The 20,126-nt window shown below is 64.6% G+C and carries 7 protein-coding genes and 1 pseudogene; 2 read left to right on the top strand and 6 right to left on the bottom strand.

Features of this window, described 5'->3' with window-relative positions:
- The 5 genes and pseudogenes from BGP02_RS08585 to BGP02_RS08600 all read right to left on the bottom strand — a co-directional run.
- Window positions 1–6,876, bottom strand: a 6,876-nt coding sequence (locus tag BGP02_RS08585) for a two-partner secretion domain-containing protein (RefSeq protein ID WP_286798372.1), incomplete at its 3' end; no start/stop codon positions are given.
- A gap of 66 nt (window positions 6,877–6,942) precedes the next feature.
- Window positions 6,943–7,104, bottom strand: a pseudogene (locus BGP02_RS22345) (ESPR-type extended signal peptide-containing protein); the annotation flags it as partial.
- Window positions 7,105–7,164: 60 nt separating this feature from the next.
- Window positions 7,165–8,931, bottom strand: coding sequence for a ShlB/FhaC/HecB family hemolysin secretion/activation protein (locus BGP02_RS08590; RefSeq protein ID WP_502688473.1), 1,767 nt, complete (start codon window positions 8,929–8,931; stop codon window positions 7,165–7,167).
- 601 nt (window positions 8,932–9,532) lie between these two features.
- Complete coding sequence (locus tag BGP02_RS08595; RefSeq protein ID WP_174974907.1) at window positions 9,533–9,886, bottom strand: DUF3331 domain-containing protein; 354 nt, start codon at window positions 9,884–9,886, stop codon at window positions 9,533–9,535.
- A gap of 125 nt (window positions 9,887–10,011) precedes the next feature.
- Window positions 10,012–11,304 carry an NAD(P)/FAD-dependent oxidoreductase gene (locus BGP02_RS08600; RefSeq protein ID WP_268567116.1) on the bottom strand — a complete coding sequence of 431 codons (1,293 nt, stop codon included), beginning with the start codon at window positions 11,302–11,304 and terminating at the stop codon, window positions 10,012–10,014.
- A gap of 155 nt (window positions 11,305–11,459) precedes the next feature.
- On the opposite strand from BGP02_RS08600, the gene BGP02_RS08605 reads away from it, so the two are divergent.
- Window positions 11,460–12,119: a TetR/AcrR family transcriptional regulator gene (locus tag BGP02_RS08605; RefSeq protein ID WP_017233716.1), complete on the top strand. Its 660-nt coding sequence runs from the start codon at window positions 11,460–11,462 to the stop codon at window positions 12,117–12,119.
- Between the two features lie 63 nt (window positions 12,120–12,182).
- Here the strand turns inward: BGP02_RS08605 and BGP02_RS08610 are convergent, their stop codons facing one another.
- Window positions 12,183–13,850: a C40 family peptidase gene (locus tag BGP02_RS08610; RefSeq protein ID WP_286798373.1), complete on the bottom strand. Its 1,668-nt coding sequence runs from the start codon at window positions 13,848–13,850 to the stop codon at window positions 12,183–12,185.
- A 272-nt stretch (window positions 13,851–14,122) separates the two neighbouring features.
- Here BGP02_RS08610 and uvrA point away from each other — a divergent pair, with 272 nt between their 5' ends.
- On the top strand, window positions 14,123–20,125 hold the full coding sequence (uvrA, locus tag BGP02_RS08615; RefSeq protein WP_286798374.1) for an excinuclease ABC subunit UvrA: 6,003 nt from the start codon (window positions 14,123–14,125) through the stop codon (window positions 20,123–20,125).
- Window position 20,126: the final 1 nt, after the last annotated feature.

Below are 20,126 nucleotides of genomic sequence, written 5' to 3' on the forward strand. Positions count from 1 at the left end.
GAGAACGTCCTTCGCATCGATGTTCGAGCCGATGATGTTGACGTTGCCTTTCCCCGACGCCGCATCCCCGGTCGCAATGAACGCCGCCGTGCCTCCCGCCTTGATGTTGCTCGAAATATTCTGCGCGCTGTCGGACGACGAGGTCGACTTGCTGCTCGACGTCCCCCAGCTCAACTCGATCTTGGCTTCCGGTTTGGCACCGCTGGCGAGCGCATCGAGCGCTCCCTTCCCTTCGCCAAGCGCGCCGACGGCGCCACTGGCCGCAGCGTAACCGCGCAACGCCGAAACACGCGTATCGCCGCCGGAATCCGCCGCCGCGCGCACCTGCCCAGCAACGTTCTGTATCGCGTCGATCACCGGCGACTTAACCGCCAACGTGAAGCCAGAGCTCTTCATCTCGTGCGTTTCGTCGTGATGCTCACGATTGAGCGCGGATTCGACGGTGACGTTTTGCCCGATGCCCGTTATGTTCCCACCCGCGACGATTTCGCTGCCACGAACCAGCAAGTCATTGCCGGCCGCCATACTGACGTTACCGCTAACGCTGCCGATAAGGCTACCCGTTTGGGTCACGCTGCTGTCGTTGGCCCAGTCCTTCTGCTCATTAGTGCCGTACGAAATCCCTACACCACCTGACGAACCCAGACCCGTGCTCGTCTCCTCGTGGAATGAACGGGTCTCGCTAACGCTCTGCGTCGAATCGATCCGTAAATCGTGACCCGCCTGTAGGACGACATCCTTGTTTCCGACAATCGTGCTCCCCCGAACGCTCAAATCGTTGCCCGCAGCGATCGCCACGGTGTCCGCCGAAATCAGGCTGCCGTTGGCTTGGGTGGCTTTCATGTCCAGCGTACTCGTTGTGCTTTTTCCGCTCACCACTCCACTGCGACTACCGTCGTGCCGGCTTTGAAATTCGTGCGTCTCGGTGATTTCACCGATGTTGATGTCACCGGCTGCCGCCAGCGTTGCCGCGCCCTGGGCGAGTGTTATGCCGCTGCCCGCCAGGTTGATATTCTTGCCTGAGGCAATCGTGAGACTGTCGCCGCTTTGCAAGGTTGTGCCGATCACCGCGTCGTCAGATTGCCGCTTCGATTCTGAGTAACTGCCGCTACTGTCGCTATCCGCGCTGTTGCTTTGTAACGTTGAGGTCGTCACTGCCGCTCGCAACGTCACATCGCCCTTCGCCGCCAGCGCGCCACCTCCGTTCAGGTTGAGGGCCGCTCCCGTGGCCGTCAGATTACCTCCCACGCCTATCTGCGATACGCCTCCCACCGTGACTGCGCTCCCCGTCGCCGCGTTGAAGTTGGTATCCGATACACCGTTCGCACGCTCGACGACCTTCCGCTCGCCGGTCTGTACCGTGCCAAGTTCCCAGTTGCCGCCAATGGCCATGCCGAGGTTTCCGCCCACGTTCAGCGTGCCTGCGTTCTGCTCGACATTGCCACCTGTCACGATCGCGGCATCGCCCCTTACCGTCACACTTGCGATGGGACCGAGCGTCGTCGAGACGCGCGTGGCACCCGTGGTGCTCACCTGACTGACCTGGCTCGTGATCGTGCTCAGCAGCAGGTCGCCCCCGGCGCTGAGTGTCAGACTTCCGGTGTTCACTGTGGCCGAACTCAAGTCGACATCGCCCTTTGTCGTCAGCGACATCACTCCGTCGCTTCGCAACCCACCAAATGCATTGTCGATGGACGTAGCATCGATGGTGAGCGCGCGGGTCGCCTGCACCGTACCGCTGTTGGTGAACGTCTGCGCCTGCTTCAGGTCGATGTCGTTCGCCGCGATCAGCGGTCCGCTCATCTGTTGCTGTTCCGTCTGCGCAAGATAGACCACCGGCACCAGCACGGCTTGTCCATCGACGATTTGCGTTTGCATGATGACTACATGACGGGTGAGTGCCGCGACTTGCTCGGCAGACAGGCTCATGCCTAACGACAGGTTCAGCGACTTCGCAAGGGCTGCGCCCGAGTTCATCATCGCTTCATACATCGCCTGTGTATCGCCGTAGGGACCGAGCACTGCCTTGCCGGTGAGCGCCGTGATCTGGTTTCGCACAAGCTGCTGCTCGTACATGCCATCTCCCAGACGCTTTGCGGTCGTTTGCGGATTTATCCCAATCTGCTGAAGGTAGTAGTCACTCGACAGGAACGTCTTGACGTTCGTAAAGGCAGGGTTTGACTCGATCAGGTATGTCGCGTCCGGCGCGGTGGCTGGCCGGAACAACCCCCCTTGCGGGATTGTCAGGTTGGCAATCACGCCTACCGCCGTGGCCCGCGCGATGACCGCATCGATCTGCACCCTGTTGCCCTGAACGGACGTTGTGACCGCCCTCGTACCGCTCGCCTTGCCGTCCAACGCGCTGATGTTCACGCCAGTCACCGACTGGCCGGCCGCAAGGCCGAGCGGCATCACGCCTGCATTACCAGCCGTATTGTCGATGCTCACTCCCGTCCCCGACAGCGTGCCGCCTGCAACAAAGGTCGATTCGTAGGCGGGCAGAGCGTAGGTTCGAGTATCTGCAGGTGCCACCTGCGTGAAGCCGCCGGGACGCATCGTCACGAAGCGAGCATCGCCGAACGGCAATTGCCAGTCGTGCTTGCTATTGTCGTAATTGTTGTAGTGATACTGCCCCGAGTACCTGACGCGTACGGCAGGAGCGACCTGGCCTTGCCAGCTATTCTGGTCGAGCGTCAGCGGTGCCGCGATCGCGCCTGCGGCCGACACCGCGCTCCAGTAGTTCTGGAACAGGCCCACCGACGAAGCATTCAAGTCCGCGCCGGACACGATCTGCGCTTGCGGGCTAATCGATGTCACCGTATTCGCCACGGCTGCGCCCGTGTAACTCGTGTAGATGTAGTCGCTGTTCCATTCACCCCCGTGCGGCGGTTCGACGTACACACCACCAATAGCGTTAGGATCTCGCGTATTGATTTTCCCGGTACGTCCGCTCAGGCTGATGCCAAGACTGGCGAGAAGATCCGCCGAGACCGACGACGTGAAGCCCGACGTCTGCATCTGTCGCCGCGTATTCGTGACCTGATTGGCGTGCAGCGCCATTTCGCGTGTGGACTGGATCAGGGCCGATTGATTGCGGATCAGCTTTGCCTGGGTATAGTTGCCGCTCGCGTCCTTGCCCCCGGCGAGGACAACGCGGCCAAGACCATAAATGGCGGCGGTCGCCTGCGTATCGGTGGCCGTCGTGTCGTCGCGGTTCTCGATGATCGGCGCCAGCAGTTCCAGCGTCCCTTCGCTGTTTGTCGCGCCAATGAGCGCCGTTGGACCGACGTTCGATAGTCGCGATGTCGCATTGAGCGATACGTCGCCGCCCACCAGGGTGCCCGTGTTTTGCAGCGTGTTCGAGTGCGTCGTAAGTGTCCCGCCAGCCATCATCGCGCCGCTGTTGGCGATATCCCCCGCCGTGATGTTCAGGTTCTCGACCGCTTCGACCCGTGTGTCGTTCGTGAACGTGCCGGACAGCGTAATCGCAAGTTCGTGCCCCGCAGCCAGCTTCAACGTCGGCGTCATCGCGAAGTCGCCCTCGACGTTCACCGCTACATCGTGGGCCGCACCGTAGGCGCCGCCGCCCGCAAGCGTTGCCGCCGTCACGTTCAGGTCGTTCGTCGCACCGATCTGGCCGCTGGTATTCGTGAGCGCACCCGCCGTCTTGATGGCCACGTCTCCGCGCGAACCGGACAAGTTGCCGATCCCGCCGCCCGTGTTATCGAGCGTGTCGGCGTCGATCGAGACGGTCGCGCCGCTCAGTTGTCCGCCCAACGTGTTCGAGATTGTCGATGCGCTGAGGGCCACACGACCGTTGCCCGTGATCGCGCCGGCGCCGTTGACGACCCGCGTGCCGCCCTGAATCGTCGCGTCGCCCGTGCCGAGATTGCCGATGAGACCGCGAGTGTTGTCGATGGACGCGACCTGCACCGCGAGCGTGCTGTCGTCGCCGTCGGCTCCCGACTGGATCCGGCCGTTCGTATTGTCGAGGGCACTACCGCCGATGACGGACAGGGAGGCGAGCGAGCGCACGACCCCTTGCGTGTTGTTCACGTCACCCGACACTTTCGCCGTGGCGTTGCCCCGTGCGGCAAGCATGCCCGCCAAGTTGTTCAGGCTGCCGACGTTCAGCGCCAGTTGCCCACCCGCAATGATTTCGCCGCCTGCGTTCAGCAGCGTCCCCGCACCGTTGCCCGGCGCGATCGTCAGCCGTCCCGTGCCGGACGCAAGGATCTTGCCACCGCTGTTGTTGAGAAGGGTAGGCGCAAGCGTCAGATCCTGGGCGTGACTCTGGATCGTGCCGCCCGCCGAGTTGTCGAGCGTATGCCTGACGTCGATGGTCATCGGCGAGGCACCGTAATGCGTGATCGTTCCCCCGTGATTCAGAAGGTGGGTCGCGGACAATGCCAACTGATTCGCCTTCACGTTGCCGCCGCTGTTGTTCAACGTGGCGTTCGTCGTCAAGCTCAGGTTCGGCGCCACGATGGCGCCGCCCTTGTTTGTCAGTGAACCGGTGCGGATCGTCTCGTTCGTGCCTGCGCCAATCTCGCCGCCATCGTTCGCCAGCGTGTCGCTCGTGAGCGTCAGGTCGGTGTTCGACAGCAGCTTGCCGTTTGCGTTATCGACCGCGCCGCCAAGCGTCGCCGTAAGCCCGGTCTGCCCCATGATCAGACCCGCTGCGTTGTCCAGGCTCCTCGCCCGCGCGACGACCTGCCCGTTGCTGGTGATCTTGCCGCCCGCATTCGAGATCGTGCCGGTTCCGTTACCGGCATTCACCGTGAGCGCGCCGGCGCCCGCGTGCGTGATCGTGCCGCCGTGGTTATCGAGCATGGACGGCGCCAACGTGAGATCCACGCTATTCGTCTGCAGCGTGCCGCCCGCCGAATTGTCAAGCAAGCCCAGGACGGCGACGCGCATCGACCCGGTACCCGTCTGCGTGATCGTGCCCGCGTGATTGACGAGATTGGTGGCACCCAGCGACAGTTGTGTCGCCTGCAGAGTCCCAGCACTGTTGTCGAGTGTCGCGGCACTCACCGTCGCGGCCTGACCGGCGACGATATTGCCGCGGTGGTTGGTCAGTTGCGTGCCGGCGTCGATCGTCGTATTCCCCGCCGCTTGCAGCGTGCCATCGCTGTTATCGAGCGACCCGGTGCCGACTTGCAGGTCCGTCTGCCCACTCACCCTGCCTTGGTTCACAACGCTTCCCGCCATGAGCGTGACAGCACCATTGCCGCCGATTACGCCCCCCTGCGAACCGGTGGCGGTCGTGCCGATCGTGTTCGTGAGCGCACCCGTGACCGTGACCGTCAGGCCATCGCCATTCAGGGAGGTGATGCGGCCCGCCGTATTGTCCAGCGAATCTCCCACAAGGGACAGCGCAGCGCCGCTCTGCAGGGTGCCGCGGTCGTTTGCGATGGTGCCGCCACGCAATTGCATGGTGCCTGCAGAGACGATTTCGCCGCCCAGGTTCGTCAATTGCCCCGAGGTCCGCGCAATGAGCATGGCTTGTGACGCAATCTTGCCCGCCGCATTGGAGAGCCAGGCCGCGTTGAGCGTCACGCCTTGAGCCCCCGCGAGCGTGCCGTAATCGTTGATCAGCGCTCCCGCGACCTGAGCCGTCACTTGCCCCGCTGCGCGCGTGGTCGCGCCAGCGAGGTTCAGGTCGCCTATGCTGGCTATCAACGTCAGGTCACCGTTGGTGGACGTTTCGCTGCCCGCGAGATTGAGCCCGCCGCCCGTGAACATCGCGTTGCCGCCCGCCACGCCAAGGCCGCTCACGTTGAGCTGTGCCGATGCCGCTACCGACAGGTCGCCGCCGCTGCCGACCGAACCGTCGCCGTTCACGCCGGCGCCCAGCGTACCGGTCGATGTCAGGCGGCTCGCCATGACAGACAGATCTCGTTGCGCCGCCAGCGTCCCGTCGTTCGTGACGATGTCCGACGCGCGGAGGCTCGTGCTCTGTTTTGCGTAGATCGTGCCGCTGTTGGCAACGCTGCCCACGTCGATGCCGACGTTGCCGCTCGCGTTCAGCTTGCCGGACTGCACAAGCTGTCCCGCACTGGTAAGCGTGAGGTCGCCGGCTTGCGCGGCGATCTCGCCCGCGTTCGACACACCGACGCCCTTCTCCGTCCCCACCAGCATGATGCGGTTGGCGTACATGCCGCCGAGTGCGCTGACGTCGATCGAGACCCCCGGGGAGGCGCCAGTGCTGCTGATGGCGCTCGCCGAAAGCGTGTCGTGATCGACCTGGTTCGTGCCGGTGATGACGTTCAGCGCATTGCCGTAGATCGCGGCATTGGCCTGCACCGCACGGGCGATCAGATCGACCTGGTCAACGTTGCTCGCGTTCAGCCCCACGCCCTGAACGGCAATGCTGCCACCCGTCACCTGAAAGCCGCGCAGCCCACCGTTGGCGTCGAGGATCGGTGTGCCGGTCGTAAGAATGCCGCGCGTGGTGTTGATGAAGCCGCCGCCATCGACCACGATCCCCGACCCGTTTGCCACGATGACTTCGGCCCGGCTGCCCGCGACCTCTAGAAAGCCTCTCAGCTGGCTCGGCGCGGTGCTGTTGACCTGATTCAGAATAATCCTCGCGGACTGGCCCGGGCCAAGGTTCGGGTTGCCGTTGATCATCCCGGCTTGCTGCGTCTGCGTCATCGCGGACGCGTTGTTCAGGATCGCGCCGCCGCGCGGCACATCGAACTGGGAATAGGTGTTCTGAGACACGCCCGCCGCGCTGGGCGTGTTGATGTTGATTTGCGGGAGACCGTTCGGGGTCTGCACAACGGAAGGAGCTCGCTCACCCGCGCCCGTCACTTGCGCCAGCACCCGCGCGGGGACTGCCCCCAATGTCACGAGGGTGGCGAAGGCCACGCATCGCATCGAGAAAGGCGAGACGCACGAGAGGCGCCGCGAAACCTGTCGGGCCGAACCGAGGCGTCGTGTCTGACGGGCATCCGCCTGAGCGCCCGCGCTGACCGTTTCAGCTACCGCCACCAGCATGCCCCGTGGCCGGCTGTACACCAATCGGAAAAGGTTCTTATTCATTTTCGTGAACGACCTGAAGAGAAATGCCGCGGCGGGGATCCGCCAGGCGGTCATGGAATGCGGATACCGTCATCGCGATGCGGATCGGCTTGCCACCCCGATGCGCTGGAAGCCTCAAAGTTGGGCGGTCAGTTGAAATCCGACCGTGACTTGCGCTGTGGGAAAACCGGATGGCTTGTAGATCGGTGTGCCCAGGAACACGTCGTAGCCGTAGCCGCCAAAGCGGGTGGCATCGCTCCCTTTGAGACCGATGACGGCGCCGACGAGCTGTGTGCCGTCTTGCGCGACGGGTTGCGGTCCCCAGACCCGGCCGTAATCGAGTCCCGCGTATACGGACTGTCCGGTCTGACCGAGCGGCACCTGAAGCTCGTTGCGCCAATAGAATCCGCGCGCGGCCGAGAGCATCGTCTCGCCGTCGAAGCCCCGCACGGTGTAGCGGCTGCCGATGGAAAGGTTGTCGATGTAGTAAAGCGTGTTGCCGGTGTATTGGCCGTGGAAGGTCGTCACGTAGCGAATCGGCTGCTGCGCCACGGCAAAGCCGACGGCGAGGTTCGCGTCGAGCACGGCCATGCGATAGCGGTAAGTCGGGCCTCCCGAGGCCGCGAGAAGGTCATCCTGCGCACCGAGCGCGCCGATTCCTTGCCGGTACGCAAGCGCCGCATCGAGTTGCGCGGCACCGAAATAGTGCCGATCCGTCAGGCCCCACTCGACGAGCGTGTTGTTACGTCGCTGTTGTGTGATCTCGATGTCTTCAATGAAACTTTGACCGAACTGGCGCGACAGCCGGAGCTGGGTGCCAAACACGTGGTTCTGGCTGCGGGAGAGCACGCGGCTGAGCGTGGCGTCGAGCGTCTTCGAGTTGCCGCTTGCGATGAACGTCTCGTTGACGCCCGCAATTCGCTGGTAGTAGCGGCTGGTGTAGGCCGCGAGCGTTGCGCTCCAGAAGCCCCACGGAATCGCGTAGCTCCCATGCCAGCCACGCGAGCCCAGATCGTGGTCTTTGAACAGCAGATCCTGTGAAACCCCGACATTGAAGATGTCGTTCAGGCCGAGCGGGTTGTACACACCGGCCGAGAGGCTGCCTTGCAGTTGACCCGTTGCGCGTGACCCGGCGTTGTCCACAGACGCCACGACGGTCCAGGGTTTGGTGCGCCTTACATCGAGCACAACGTCGCTCTGGCCCGGCAGATCCGCCGGCACGATTTGCATCGAGACGTCCTGATTCGACACGCGCTTCATCTGCTCGAGACCCTGCTCGAGATCACGCAGATCCAGCAACTCGCCGTCACGCGTCGGGAAGGCGCTCTTCCACGTGCCCCGCAGCGCTGGATCGGCAAAGCGCACTTGACGGATGACGCCGGGGATCAACGCGAATCGGAGCGTACCGCTCGCGAGGTCCTGTTCAGGCAGTAGCACGCGCGTCGTGAGGTAGCCGCGACTTAAGACGACCTTTTGCAGGCCTTTGACAAGCGCGTCCAATCCCTGCTTGCCTATGCAGGCGCCGGCATAGCGCCCGACCCAATCCCGGGCGAACGTAAATCGGCCCAGCGACTGCGTCTCGGCAGCGGTTGCCCCGAGGGTCTCTTGCGATGTCGTCGGGATTTCAAAGACGAATGTGTCGACCCGAAAGCATGGGGTCTCGTTGGGTAGCGCAGGCCAGGCAGGCGCATCGTCACGTGTTGAGCGTACCGATGGCGCGCTGACCGCCGCCTCGCGTTGTTGTGCCTCTCGCTGTTGTTGGATCAACTGGTCTTGCTCGACGCCTGTTCGGGCGGCGGCCGCCGTGTCGGCGGGGGTGGGTGCGGACGTTTGCTGCGCCTGCGCCGCCATCGCGAACAGCGAACAGGCCAGCAGCACGGCTTTCGTTTTGGTGATCGGCATCAGGGCTTTGCGGCGATTTCAAAGTGCGGATTGAGCGAATTACGGTCGACGTGTGGATCGTCATCAACGGCAGCCACTCGCGCCAACGCGCAATCGATCTACGCAGCGTAGGGAGATAACGGCGATGCCGGAGTGGGATGTCACTGAACGTGACGAGGGGGCATTGAGACGTTGGACTTCACCGCGGTAGTGCGGCGGTGGTTCAACGAAAAACGTTAGCAAGACTAATGGTTAAGTCAAAAACAGACTTCTTGTTCTGGTCGGGAATTTTCGAGTCTGGATGCGTCGGGCGCGACGTCAGAACGCGTCGGTCGTCAATGTCGCCCGAAAGGCGGCGGTGGTAGCGGCGTTCGGTTGACGAAGGGCGGAATGAGGGGAGGACGCGCGGAACGGGGGGCGAACGGCGTTGTGCGCTTCGCCGGGCGGCGAAGCTCCGCTGAGTGCGGAGCGTCGTTCAACGGGACAGGAAGATTGTCGACCGCGACGAATCAAGGATCGAGTGTCGGGCTCGTGGCGTGTGCGCGCACCGTGTTTGAGGCGCGCGCGGACTTCGCGCCAAATACCCCGGCGGCCGATCCATACGGGGTTGTCAGTCGCGGTGTTATGCCGGTTCGAGTTCCCGGCTGCTGGATTCGCGCATGGCACGAATGGGCTCGGCCAATATCATCGCGTCGACATTGAGCGGCGGCACATCGCCGAACAGCGGCCGATAGACGAAGTCGCCCACGTCGATCGTCTCGCCCGTCAACGCGCAAACACCAGGATGATTCGCCCGGCGAATGCGCCAGATCTGCGCACCGTAGTTGCCGCCCATGGCGTCGTTCCACGACACGGTGATCGTCAGTTCGCTGGAGATCTCCAGCACACGCACGATGGGCGCGCGGCGCGTGTAGGGAATGACGGGCCGGCACACGACCGGTTCGGCATCGAGCATCGCCACGGTGTGTTGCCACACGCCTTGATCGCGCGGCGCGGCGCGCGACGTGCGCGAAGTCCGTGACGTCGCGGACGTCGGGGATGTGCAGGCATCGCGGTGGGTACCGCTTCGTTTGGGGCAGTGAGTTCGGTCGCTTCGCATGGTCAGGCCAGCCGGGTGCGCGGCCCGCGAAGGCCGCCGAGTTTTTCCGCGCCCAACAGCACCGTCGCGCGGGCGAACCCGTGCAGCGCATGCTGATGGCGCCGATACAACATGGCGTGGCTCCATTGCGCGAAGCGTCCGCGCACGATGCCACCCTTGAAAAAGCCGAATCGCCCAAGGGCGCCAAACGCGTTGTAGCCGGAAAGCGAGACCGACGCGCCAGGATCGCGATAGACGAACGGCGGAATCGCGCGTCCCTCAAACCACGCGCCAAGATGTCGGCCCAGATGCGCCGCCTGCTGCGTGGCGACCTGGGCCGTTGGCGGCAACGGGCACTCGCCCTTCGCGGGCACGAGCGACGCACAGTCGCCCAGCGCAAAGATTCGCTCGTCTTGTGCCGTCTGCAACGTTGGACGCACCACGATCTGGTTGGCATCGTTGGTCAAGAGCCCGCCAATGCCCTGCAAGACGTCCGGCGCTTTCACGCCCGCCGCCCACACGAGCAGGTCGCCGGGAATCAACTGACCGTCGTCACGATAGAAACCGTCGCGGTCGGCGCACACAATGCGGGTGTCCGTCAGCACGCGAAAGCCCAGGCGCTCGAGCCCCGCCTGCGTCGACTCGGACACCTCCGGCGGAAACGCCCCGAGCACACGCGGACCACGCTCGACGAGCGTGAGCTTCAGCCGCTCGCCAATGCGCGGATCGCCATAGCCGGCCGCCAGCGCGAACGTGCGGCTCAGCTCCGCCGCGAGTTCCACGCCCGTGGCGCCGCCACCGGCGATCACGACACGCAGCGCGTCGTCGTTCACGGCGCTGCGCAGCGCTTCACATCGCAATGCCGCTTGAAATGCCTCGGCCTGCGGCTGACTGTCGATGAAATGGCAGACGTCGCGCACACCGGGCAGACACGCATCGTCGGCCTGCGAGCCGAGCGCCAGCACGAGCGCGTCGTATGGCACACGACGCTCGCCCAACAAACGCGAGCCGTCGGGCGCGTCCATCTCCCCGAGCACAACCTCCCGGCGCGTTCTATCCAGCCCGCACATGCGCCCCGCCTGATACGTAAAGCCATTGCCGCACGCATGGGCGAGATACGTCACTTGTGTATGCGTGACATCGCGCGTGCCTGCCGCCACGGTATGCAGCATCGGCTTCCAAAGATGGGTGGGGTGACTGTCGACCAGCGTCACATGCGTCGTGCCGGCCAGCCCGAGCGTGCGGCCCAGCCGCGTTGCCAGCTTCAGGCCGGCGATACCGCCACCGACAATCACGATTCGGTTTGCACGAGACATTTGGGGGAAATGCCAAATTCAACAAGTGATGAATAAGCGCATAATAGCGAGCGTGGCCCCGGCGTGTCAAATGGCAATTGCCTGGGCAGGCAGAGGCGTTAGGGTCGGGTAGACTTGGCGCATTGCTGTCGCGAACTCGACCCACCCATTGCTCCATGACTCCGAACAAAGCCGTCTCGCAAGCTGAACCGCCCCGCAAACGCACACGTGGGCGTCCCACGTGCAACTGCTCGCATGGGGCCGACGCGTTGTTGCTTAACGCGCGGCGTATCTTTGCGCAGCGCGGTTTCTATGCGAGCAGCGTGCGGCAGATCGCGGAGGCGTCCGGGGTCGACGCCGCCCTGATCTCGCACCACTTCGGCTCGAAGGAGGCCCTGTGGATCGCGGTCGTCGATCAGATCGCGACGCTCACGCGCTCGATGATCGAGCAGACGCTGGCGCTGCGGCACGCGCCGCTGGAACCTGCCGAGCGTATCGAGCAGGCGGTACGAGGGTTCGTGGAAGTCGTCTTCGAGAATCCGGACATCGGTATGTTCTTCTCGACGGCCGCGACCGAGGAAGGTGAGCGGCTCGACATCATCATGCAGCGACTGGTGCGCCCGTATCGCGACGCGATGGTGCCGCTCGTGGCCGACTGGCTCGAAGCGCAGAAGCGCCCGGGGCAGGACGCCGACGTGATGTTTTTCATGCTGACGTCGGCCATCAGCAAGACAGTGTCGTATCGCCACATGATGGGACCGTTCCTGCCGCCCGAAGGCATGGCCGATCTCAAGCGCACCGTGCTCGACTGCGCGATGGCGCTGATTCGGCAGTGATCCGCCGGCGCAGGCGGTGCGCAAGCGTCTTATAGGCTTTGCGGCACCGCGCCGGCGAGCGTTTTACTGTGGCATCTCCTCCGGAGTATCCGTGCTCGGTACGCGCGTGGCGTCCCCGTTTGCCGAGGTCTCGCTGCCGATCACGCTGATCTCAAACAGCGACTTGCCCGCGAGCGAGCGAGCCTCGGGATCTTCCGGGTAAGTTTTGAGCAACGGCAGGATCACCGAGCCACCGATGACATTGCGACGACTGTTATCCGCCGGCGACAAGCCCCACACGTTCTGATAGGTCATCGGCACGCTTTCGCCGTCGCGCTGCGCATTGCCTAGGTACAGCATGATGTGGCCATTGATATGGATGAGCGTCATCAGCGGCCGGCCGCGCTCGGCCAGCGTGCGCAACCTTGTGTCGATATCGGCGGCGCGCAGGTCGGTGCGTACGCCCGCCCGTAACTGATCCGACGAATGGCGCGGCAGCCACACGCCGAACGGGGCGAAGAGACTGCGCGTCTCTGCCGAGCAGTCGTTGTAGAACAGCGTGTTGCCCCACCCGTACGGACGCCCGATCAGTTGCTTCATCACCTGCGCCATATGACGCGGCGTGATTGTCCATGGCATCGGCACCAGCGTCGAGGCGTCGAGCGCGGTCGTGCGAATGTGTGCCTGACGCCGAAGATCGGCCACGGGGAACATCGCGACCTGTTGCCCGTCGCGCAGCATCACAGGCAGCACGGAGCCGATCGGTGCAAACGTTCGGTAGATGGGCGCGGTCGCGCCGGGCGGCGTGTCGGCCAAGGCCACGTCGGCGCGCACGATGGCGCCGAGGCGGCGCTGTGCCGCGTCACGCCACGTGGCGATGAAATGCTCGTCGACCGAGGCCACGGTGCGGGCATCGACCCAGCCGATCAGATCCGGCGAATAGACGAGCAGCCACGCGCCGTCGGCGCTGCGGGCGAGCGTGTAGACGGGTGTGCCGGGACGCAGCGCGGAGTCCTGCAGGGCATCGAACGGATAGCCTTCGCCCGCCTGATGAAAATCGTAGAAGGCCGGGTCGTGCGTGGGGAGCTGTCGTACCAGCGCGTTATCGACAGTGATGCCGCGACGGCGCGGATCGTATTGCCCACCGGCCTGATCGGCGTCGAGTTGCGCCAGCGCCATGTTGGTTTCGATGGCGCGGATCCACGCCGACGTGTGCGCATGGAAGTTCTCGCCATAGGTCTTGGCAACGCCGGGCACGCCGTTATCGAAACGTCTGGCGCGCCGCGCTTGCGAATCCGCGATCTGCTGCGCACCGGCGGCGTTGAGCAGCGATGTCGACAGCCACGTACCGTTCCACGGCGATGGGTCGCGCGGCGAGATGCCGAAGTAGCGCGCGCGGAAGGCCTCGAACCGACGCGTTTGCTCCTGCGCGGAGAGCAGCGGCCGATCGTAGTCGGGCGCATCGGGCCGGATCCAGTGATCGACGTTCTGATCGTAATGCTCGATGGGGAAGCGGCCGACGTTGTAGTGCGTTGCCGTGCCAGCCGCCGCCGACTGAGACGCCGTGGGCGGTTGCGGTGCGCCTGCGCACGCCGCGAGCACGACGAGCGGCAGCAGCGACGTGAGGCCGGCAAGGCGGGTAACGGGGCGCCGCGGGGCGTTCGAGGCGTTGCGCCGAGTGATGTGCATGACATGCGCGACGGAAGACGTGGCACGCACGATCACGCCGCGCGCCGCAAGGAGGGCACCCATGTTATGCGAAAGAGAGTCCGGATGTCGTCATGCTACTCCATCGACACAGGCGTGAAATTGAAGCGCGCGGCGAGGCATGCAACGAGGCGCTGCCGTGCCTTCGGGGGTGGTGTGAATGCTGTACAAATATACAGTACAATCACGTCAAGCCGAGCGACGCGTGGATGCTGTCAGCGACTGTCGCATCGGCCTGATACAGTAGTTCCCCCGAGGCGCGCACGCGCGCTGTCAGACGTCACGCTGTTCATTGTCAACCAAGCGGCCCTGATCCAGTGGATACCTCATCCCCGAAACCCGACCCGTCGTCCAACCACGCCATTCGTATTCGTGGTGCCCGCCAGCACAACCTCAAGAATCTCGACGTCGATCTCCAGACCGGTGAAATGACCGTCGTGACCGGCCCGTCCGGTTCCGGCAAGTCGAGCCTGGTCTTCGACACGCTGTTTGCCGAAGGCCAGCGCCGCTACGTCGAAACCTTCAGTGCCTACGCCCGCCAGTTCCTCGACCGCATGGATCGTCCGCAGGTCGATCACGTGGAAGGCGTGCCGCCGGCCATCGCCATCGATCAGACCAACCCCGTGCGCAGCTCGCGCTCGACGGTCGGCACGATGACCGAACTCAACGACCACCTCAAGCTGCTGTTCGCCCGCGCGGCGGCGCTGTTCGATCGCGAGACGGCACAGCCGGTGCGACACGACACCCCCGAGACGATCTACGCTGACCTGATGGCGCGCACCGCGCCCGGCGATCCGCGTCTGGTCGTTACGTTCCCCGTCGAGTTGCCGGGCAGTGTCACGGCCGACGAGGTCGAACAATGGCTCTCGGCATCGGGCTACACGCGCGTGCAGGCCGAACGCGAAGTCGCATCGGCAGACGGCGCGCGCAAGGTGCTCGATGTCGTCGCCGACCGCTTCCGCCTGCAGAACACCGAGAAGGCGCGCGCGATGGAAGCCATCGAGGCGTCGCTCAAGCGCGGGCGCGGCCGTGTGAATGTCTACGTGCTGGCCGACGAAGGTGAGCCCGACATCTGGCGCTATTCGCAGGATCTGCACTGCCCCGACAGCGACCTGCACTACGCCGATCCGCAACCGGCGCTTTTCTCGTTCAACTCGGCCTATGGCGCCTGCGAAGCCTGTCGCGGGTTCGGCCGCGTGATCGGTGTCGACCTCGGTCTGGTGATCCCGGACGAGCGCAAGACGCTGCGCGGCGGCGCGATCAAGACCATTCAGACGCCGGCGTGGAAAGAAATTCAGGACGACCTGCTCGAATACGCGGGCAAGGCGAGCATTCCGCGCGACACGCCCTGGTCGAAACTCTCGCCCGAGCATCGCGAGTGGGTCATTGAAGGCGATCCCGACTGGAAAGGCGAGTGGAACAAGCAGTGGTATGGCATCCGCCGCTTCTTCGGCTATCTGGAGTCGAAGGCGTACAAGATGCACATTCGCGTGCTGCTCTCGAAGTACCGCAGCTACACCACGTGCGAGACCTGCGGCGGTGCTCGCCTGAAGACGGAGGGTTTGCTCTGGCGGCTCGGCTCGAAGGAGAACGCCGACGCGGTTTTGCCGCCCGCCCAGCGCGTCATGCCGCGTGGCGTGGCGTGGTCGCGCGAGTCGCTCGAAGCGCTGCCCGGCCTCACCATGCACGACCTGATGCTCATGCCGATTTCGCGTGTGCGTCAGTTCTTCGATTCGCTCACGTTGCCGTCGAGCCTGCTCGACGACGCCCTCAAGCTGTTGCAGGAAGAGGTCGGCACGCGGCTGAAGTATCTGTGCGACGTGGGCATCGGCTACCTCACGCTCGACCGTCAGAGCCGCACGCTCTCGGGCGGCGAAGTGCAGCGTATCAATCTGACGACGGCGCTCGGCACGTCGCTCGTCAATACGCTATTTGTGCTCGACGAGCCGAGTATCGGCCTGCATCCGCGCGACATGGACCGCATCGTCGCCGCCATGCATCGCCTGCGTGACGCGGGCAATACGCTGGTGGTGGTCGAGCACGATCCGGCGGTGATGCTGGCCGCCGACCGCGTGATCGACATGGGGCCGGGACCCGGGGAGCGCGGCGGCCAGATCGTCTTCGACGGCACGCCAGAGGAAGTGCGCCATGCCGATACGCTGACCGGCAGCTACCTGGGCGGACGCAAGCACGTGGCGAACGCGTCGAACTGGCGCGCGCGCCCGGTCGACGCCGCGACGCCGCGCCTCACGCTCACCGGCGTGCGCGAACACAACCTCAAGCAGGTCAGTGTCGAGATTCCGCTTGGGCGGCTCGTGTGCGTGACCGGCGTGTCCGGATCCGGCAAATCGACGCTGGTGCAGGACGTCCTCAACCCGGCACTCGCGCGCCACTTCGGCGACCCGACCGAAGCCCCGGGGGCCCACGACGAACTCATCGGCGCCGAACAATTGTCGGGCGTGGTGTTCGTCGATCAGTCGCCGATCGGCAAGACGGCACGCTCGAACCCGGCGAGCTATGTCGGCGCGTTCGACGAGATTCGCAAACTGTTCGCAGCCGTGCCAGCGGCGCTGCAACGGGGCTACAACGCCAGTACCTTCAGCTTCAATTCCGGCAACGGGCGCTGCCCGACATGCGGCGGCTCGGGCTTCGAACACGTGGAGATGCAGTTCCTGAGCGACGTGTATCTGCGTTGCCCCGATTGCGATGGCAAGCGCTATCGCGCCGAAGTGCTCGACGTGAAGATTCAGCGCGCCGTGCCCGGTGAAGCGATGCGCGAGCTGAGCGTGTCGGACGTGCTCGAGTTGACCGTCAACGAGGCGGTGAAGTTGTTCTCGTCGGATCGCGAAGTGTTGCGCGTCTTGCAGCCGATCGTCGACGTGGGTCTCGAATACGTCAAGCTCGGTCAGCCGGTGCCCACGCTCTCCGGCGGCGAAGCCCAGCGCCTGAAGCTTGCGGGTTTCCTGGCGGAAGCGGCGCAGAAGAAGACGGCGAGCGGACAGAAGGTAGCGCATCGCGGTCGGCTCTTCATTTTCGACGAACCGACAACAGGGCTGCATTTCGACGACATCGCCAAGCTCATGCGCGCGTTCGCCAAGCTGCTCGACGGCGGCAATTCGCTGCTCGTCATCGAACACAATCTCGATGTGGTGCGCGCGGCCGACTGGATCATCGACCTTGGGCCGGAAGGCGGCGAGGGCGGCGGTGAAGTGCTGTGCGCGGGTACGCTCGCGCAGGTGGTGGCGTGCGAGGGGTCGCACACCGGGCGCGCCCTGGCCGACTATGAACGTAATATCGTGGCGCCCGGCCGGTCAGCGGCGGCGGCCGATGCCGTCGCTGATCCGGGTATGCCGCTGCAAACGGCCTTGCGTGCGGCACGCGCGCAGCGCAAGCCGGCCGGCGGCAATGACATTCGTATCGTCAACGCCCGCGAGCACAACCTGAAAGCGCTCGACGTCGCCATTCCGCGCGGCAAGTTCAGTGTGATCACGGGTGTCTCGGGGTCGGGCAAGTCGACGCTGGCCTTCGACATCCTCTTCAACGAAGGGCAACGCCGTTATCTCGAATCGCTCAACGCCTATGCGCGATCCATCGTGCAACCGGCGGGGCGCCCGGAAGTGGATGCGGTGTATGGCATCCCACCGACGGTCGCCATCGAGCAGCGCCTCTCGCGCGGCGGACGCAAGAGTACGGTGGCGACCACGACCGAAGTCTGGCACTTCCTGCGTCTGCTGTACGTCAAGCTCGGCATTCAACACTGCATTCACGACGGTTCGCCCGTTACGGCGCAAAGCCCCGATTCCATCGTCGCGCAACTGATGCGCGATCGGCGCGGCCAGCATGTGGGGCTGCTCGCGCCGCTGGTCGTGGGCCGCAAGGGGATCTACACCGATCTCGCGAAGTGGGCCAAGGCGCGCGGGCATTCGCATCTGCGTGTCGATGGGGTGTTCCTGCCGGTCGACCCGTGGCCAAAGCTCGATCGATTCCGCGAGCACACCATCGAACTGCCGGTGGGCGACGTGATCGTCACGCCCGAGACCGAAGGCTTGCTGCGCACGCTGCTGGCGGCGGCGCTCGAGCAAGGCAAGGGCGTGATGCATCTGCTCGCGCCGCTCGACGGTCTCGGCGACGCGATGGGCAACGAGCAACCGGGCGAAGGCGTGGGCCAGATCGAGGTGTTCTCGGTCAAGCGCGCCTGCCCGGTGTGCGGCACGAGCTATCCGGATCTCGATCCGCGCATGTTTTCGTTCAACAGCAAGCATGGCTGGTGTCAAACGTGCGTGGGCACGGGCCTGGCGCTCACGCGCGAGCAGCGCGAAGCGTTCGACGACACCGTGCTCAATCAGGACAACCGGGGGCGCGAGCATTCGTTGCCGTCGGAGGAGCAGGAGCCGGAGGGCGTGGGCGATCAGCCGTGTCCGGATTGCCACGGGGCGCGGCTCAATACCGTCGCGCGCGCGGTGACGTTCGACGAGCACGCCATCTCTGGCGTTGCGCAGTGGACCGTGACCGATGTGCGCGAGTGGATCGAAGGCCTCGAATTGCACGGTCGCGAAGCGAGCATCGCGCGCGATCTGATCAGTGAGATTCAGGGGCGTCTGGCATTTCTCGAGGAAGTCGGGCTCGGCTATCTCACGCTCGATCGCGCGGCGCCGACGCTCTCGGGCGGCGAGTCGCAGCGCATTCGACTGGCGGCGCAACTCGGCAGCAATCTGCAGGGTGTTTGCTACGTGCTCGACGAGCCGACCATCGGCCTGCACCCGCGTGATAACGGCATTCTGCTCGGCGCGTTGCGCAAGTTGGGCGATCAGGGCAACACGCTGGTGGTGGTCGAGCACGACGAAGACACGATTCGCCGCGCGGATCACATCATCGACATCGGTCCCGGTGCGGGCAAACGTGGCGGCATGCTGGTCGCGCAGGGCAGCGTCGCCGATCTGGCCTCGCACCCCGAGTCGCTGACCGGCAAGTTCCTGGCGCAACCGTTGCAACACCCGATTCATCCACGCCGTGAAGTCATTGCGCCTGCGACCGGCGTCGAGGCGGTGCCGCCGAATTGGCTGACGGTGCATGGCGCCACGCTCCACAATCTGAAGGACGTGACGGCGTCGTTGCCGTTGGCGCGACTTACGGCCATTACCGGCGTGTCGGGGTCGGGAAAATCGACGCTCGCCCGCGACGTGCTGATGACGAACCTGCTCGACGCGGTGGGGCGTTCGGTGCTGTCGTCACCCGCCGAGCGACGTGCCCGCAAGGGCACGGTGCGTCACGCGGTGAAGGCGGACGGTAAGCCGCGTGCGACGTCGGCGGCACCGGCGGTGCCACGCAGTCCTGTGGTGCACGCGTGGCACGGTTGCGCGTCGGTGGCCGGCTGGGAGGCGATCGATCGCGTGCTCGAAGTCGATCAGACGCCCATCGGCAAGACACCGCGCTCGTGCCCGGCCACGTATATCGGCTTCTGGGACACGATTCGCCGCTTGTTTGCCGATACGCTCGAAGCCCGCGCCCGTGGTTATGCGGCGTCGCGCTTCTCGTTCAATACCGGCGAAGGCCGTTGTCCGGCGTGCGAGGGGCAGGGCGTGCGCACCATCGGCATGAGCTTCCTCGCCGACGTGAAGGTGCTGTGCGACGTCTGTCACGGGCAGCGGTTCAACGCCGAGACGCTGGCCGTCACGTGGCGCGGCAAGAGCATAGGCGACGTGCTGACGATGGAAGTGGACGAAGCCGTCGAGTTCTTCGCGTCGATGCCGAGCATTGCGCATCCGCTGCAACTGATGCAGGACGTCGGGCTCGGCTATCTCACGCTGGGGCAGCCGTCGCCGACGTTGTCGGGGGGTGAGGCACAGCGCATCAAGCTGGTGACGGAGTTGACCAAGGTGCGCGACGACGTCACGCGCCGCGGACAAAAGACGCCGCACACGCTGTATGTGCTCGACGAGCCCACGGTCGGCCTTCACATGGCGGACGTGGCGCGTCTGATCCATGTGCTCCATCGGCTGGTGAATGGCGGGCATACCGTCGTCGTCATCGAGCACAACCTCGATGTGATTGCCGAAGCCGACTGGATCGTCGATATGGGCCCGGAGGGCGGCAAGAACGGCGGGACGGTCGTCGCCGCGACGTCACCCGATGCGCTGACGCACGCGGGACGCCTGATGGCGTCCCGTTTTCATTGGGCGCGTAAGTGTGCGCGCACCGAGATGGGCAGAATCGCCCAAAGTCAACCCGATTATTTCATATTCAGCAATTTAATATGGACGAATATCGTCTTTATTGCGCATGTCGATGCCAATAGACTGCAATTGTCGACGATGAATTGAA

This window comes from Pandoraea sp. 64-18 (genome assembly GCF_001899225.1).
GTDB classification, from domain to species: domain Bacteria; phylum Pseudomonadota; class Gammaproteobacteria; order Burkholderiales; family Burkholderiaceae; genus Pandoraea; species Pandoraea cepalis.

Bases quoted from the DNA above. Each gene is read 5' to 3' on its own strand.
- BGP02_RS08590 (WP_502688473.1), bottom strand. From the start codon at position 8,931: ATGCCGATCACCAAAACGAAAGCCGTGCTGCTGGCCTGTTCGCTGTTC.
- BGP02_RS08600 (WP_268567116.1), bottom strand. From the start codon at position 11,304: ATGTCTCGTGCAAACCGAATCGTGATTGTCGGTGGCGGTATCGCCGGC.
- BGP02_RS08605 (WP_017233716.1), top strand. From the start codon at position 11,460: ATGACTCCGAACAAAGCCGTCTCGCAAGCTGAACCGCCCCGCAAACGC.
- BGP02_RS08610 (WP_286798373.1), bottom strand. From the start codon at position 13,850: ATGGGTGCCCTCCTTGCGGCGCGCGGCGTGATCGTGCGTGCCACGTCT.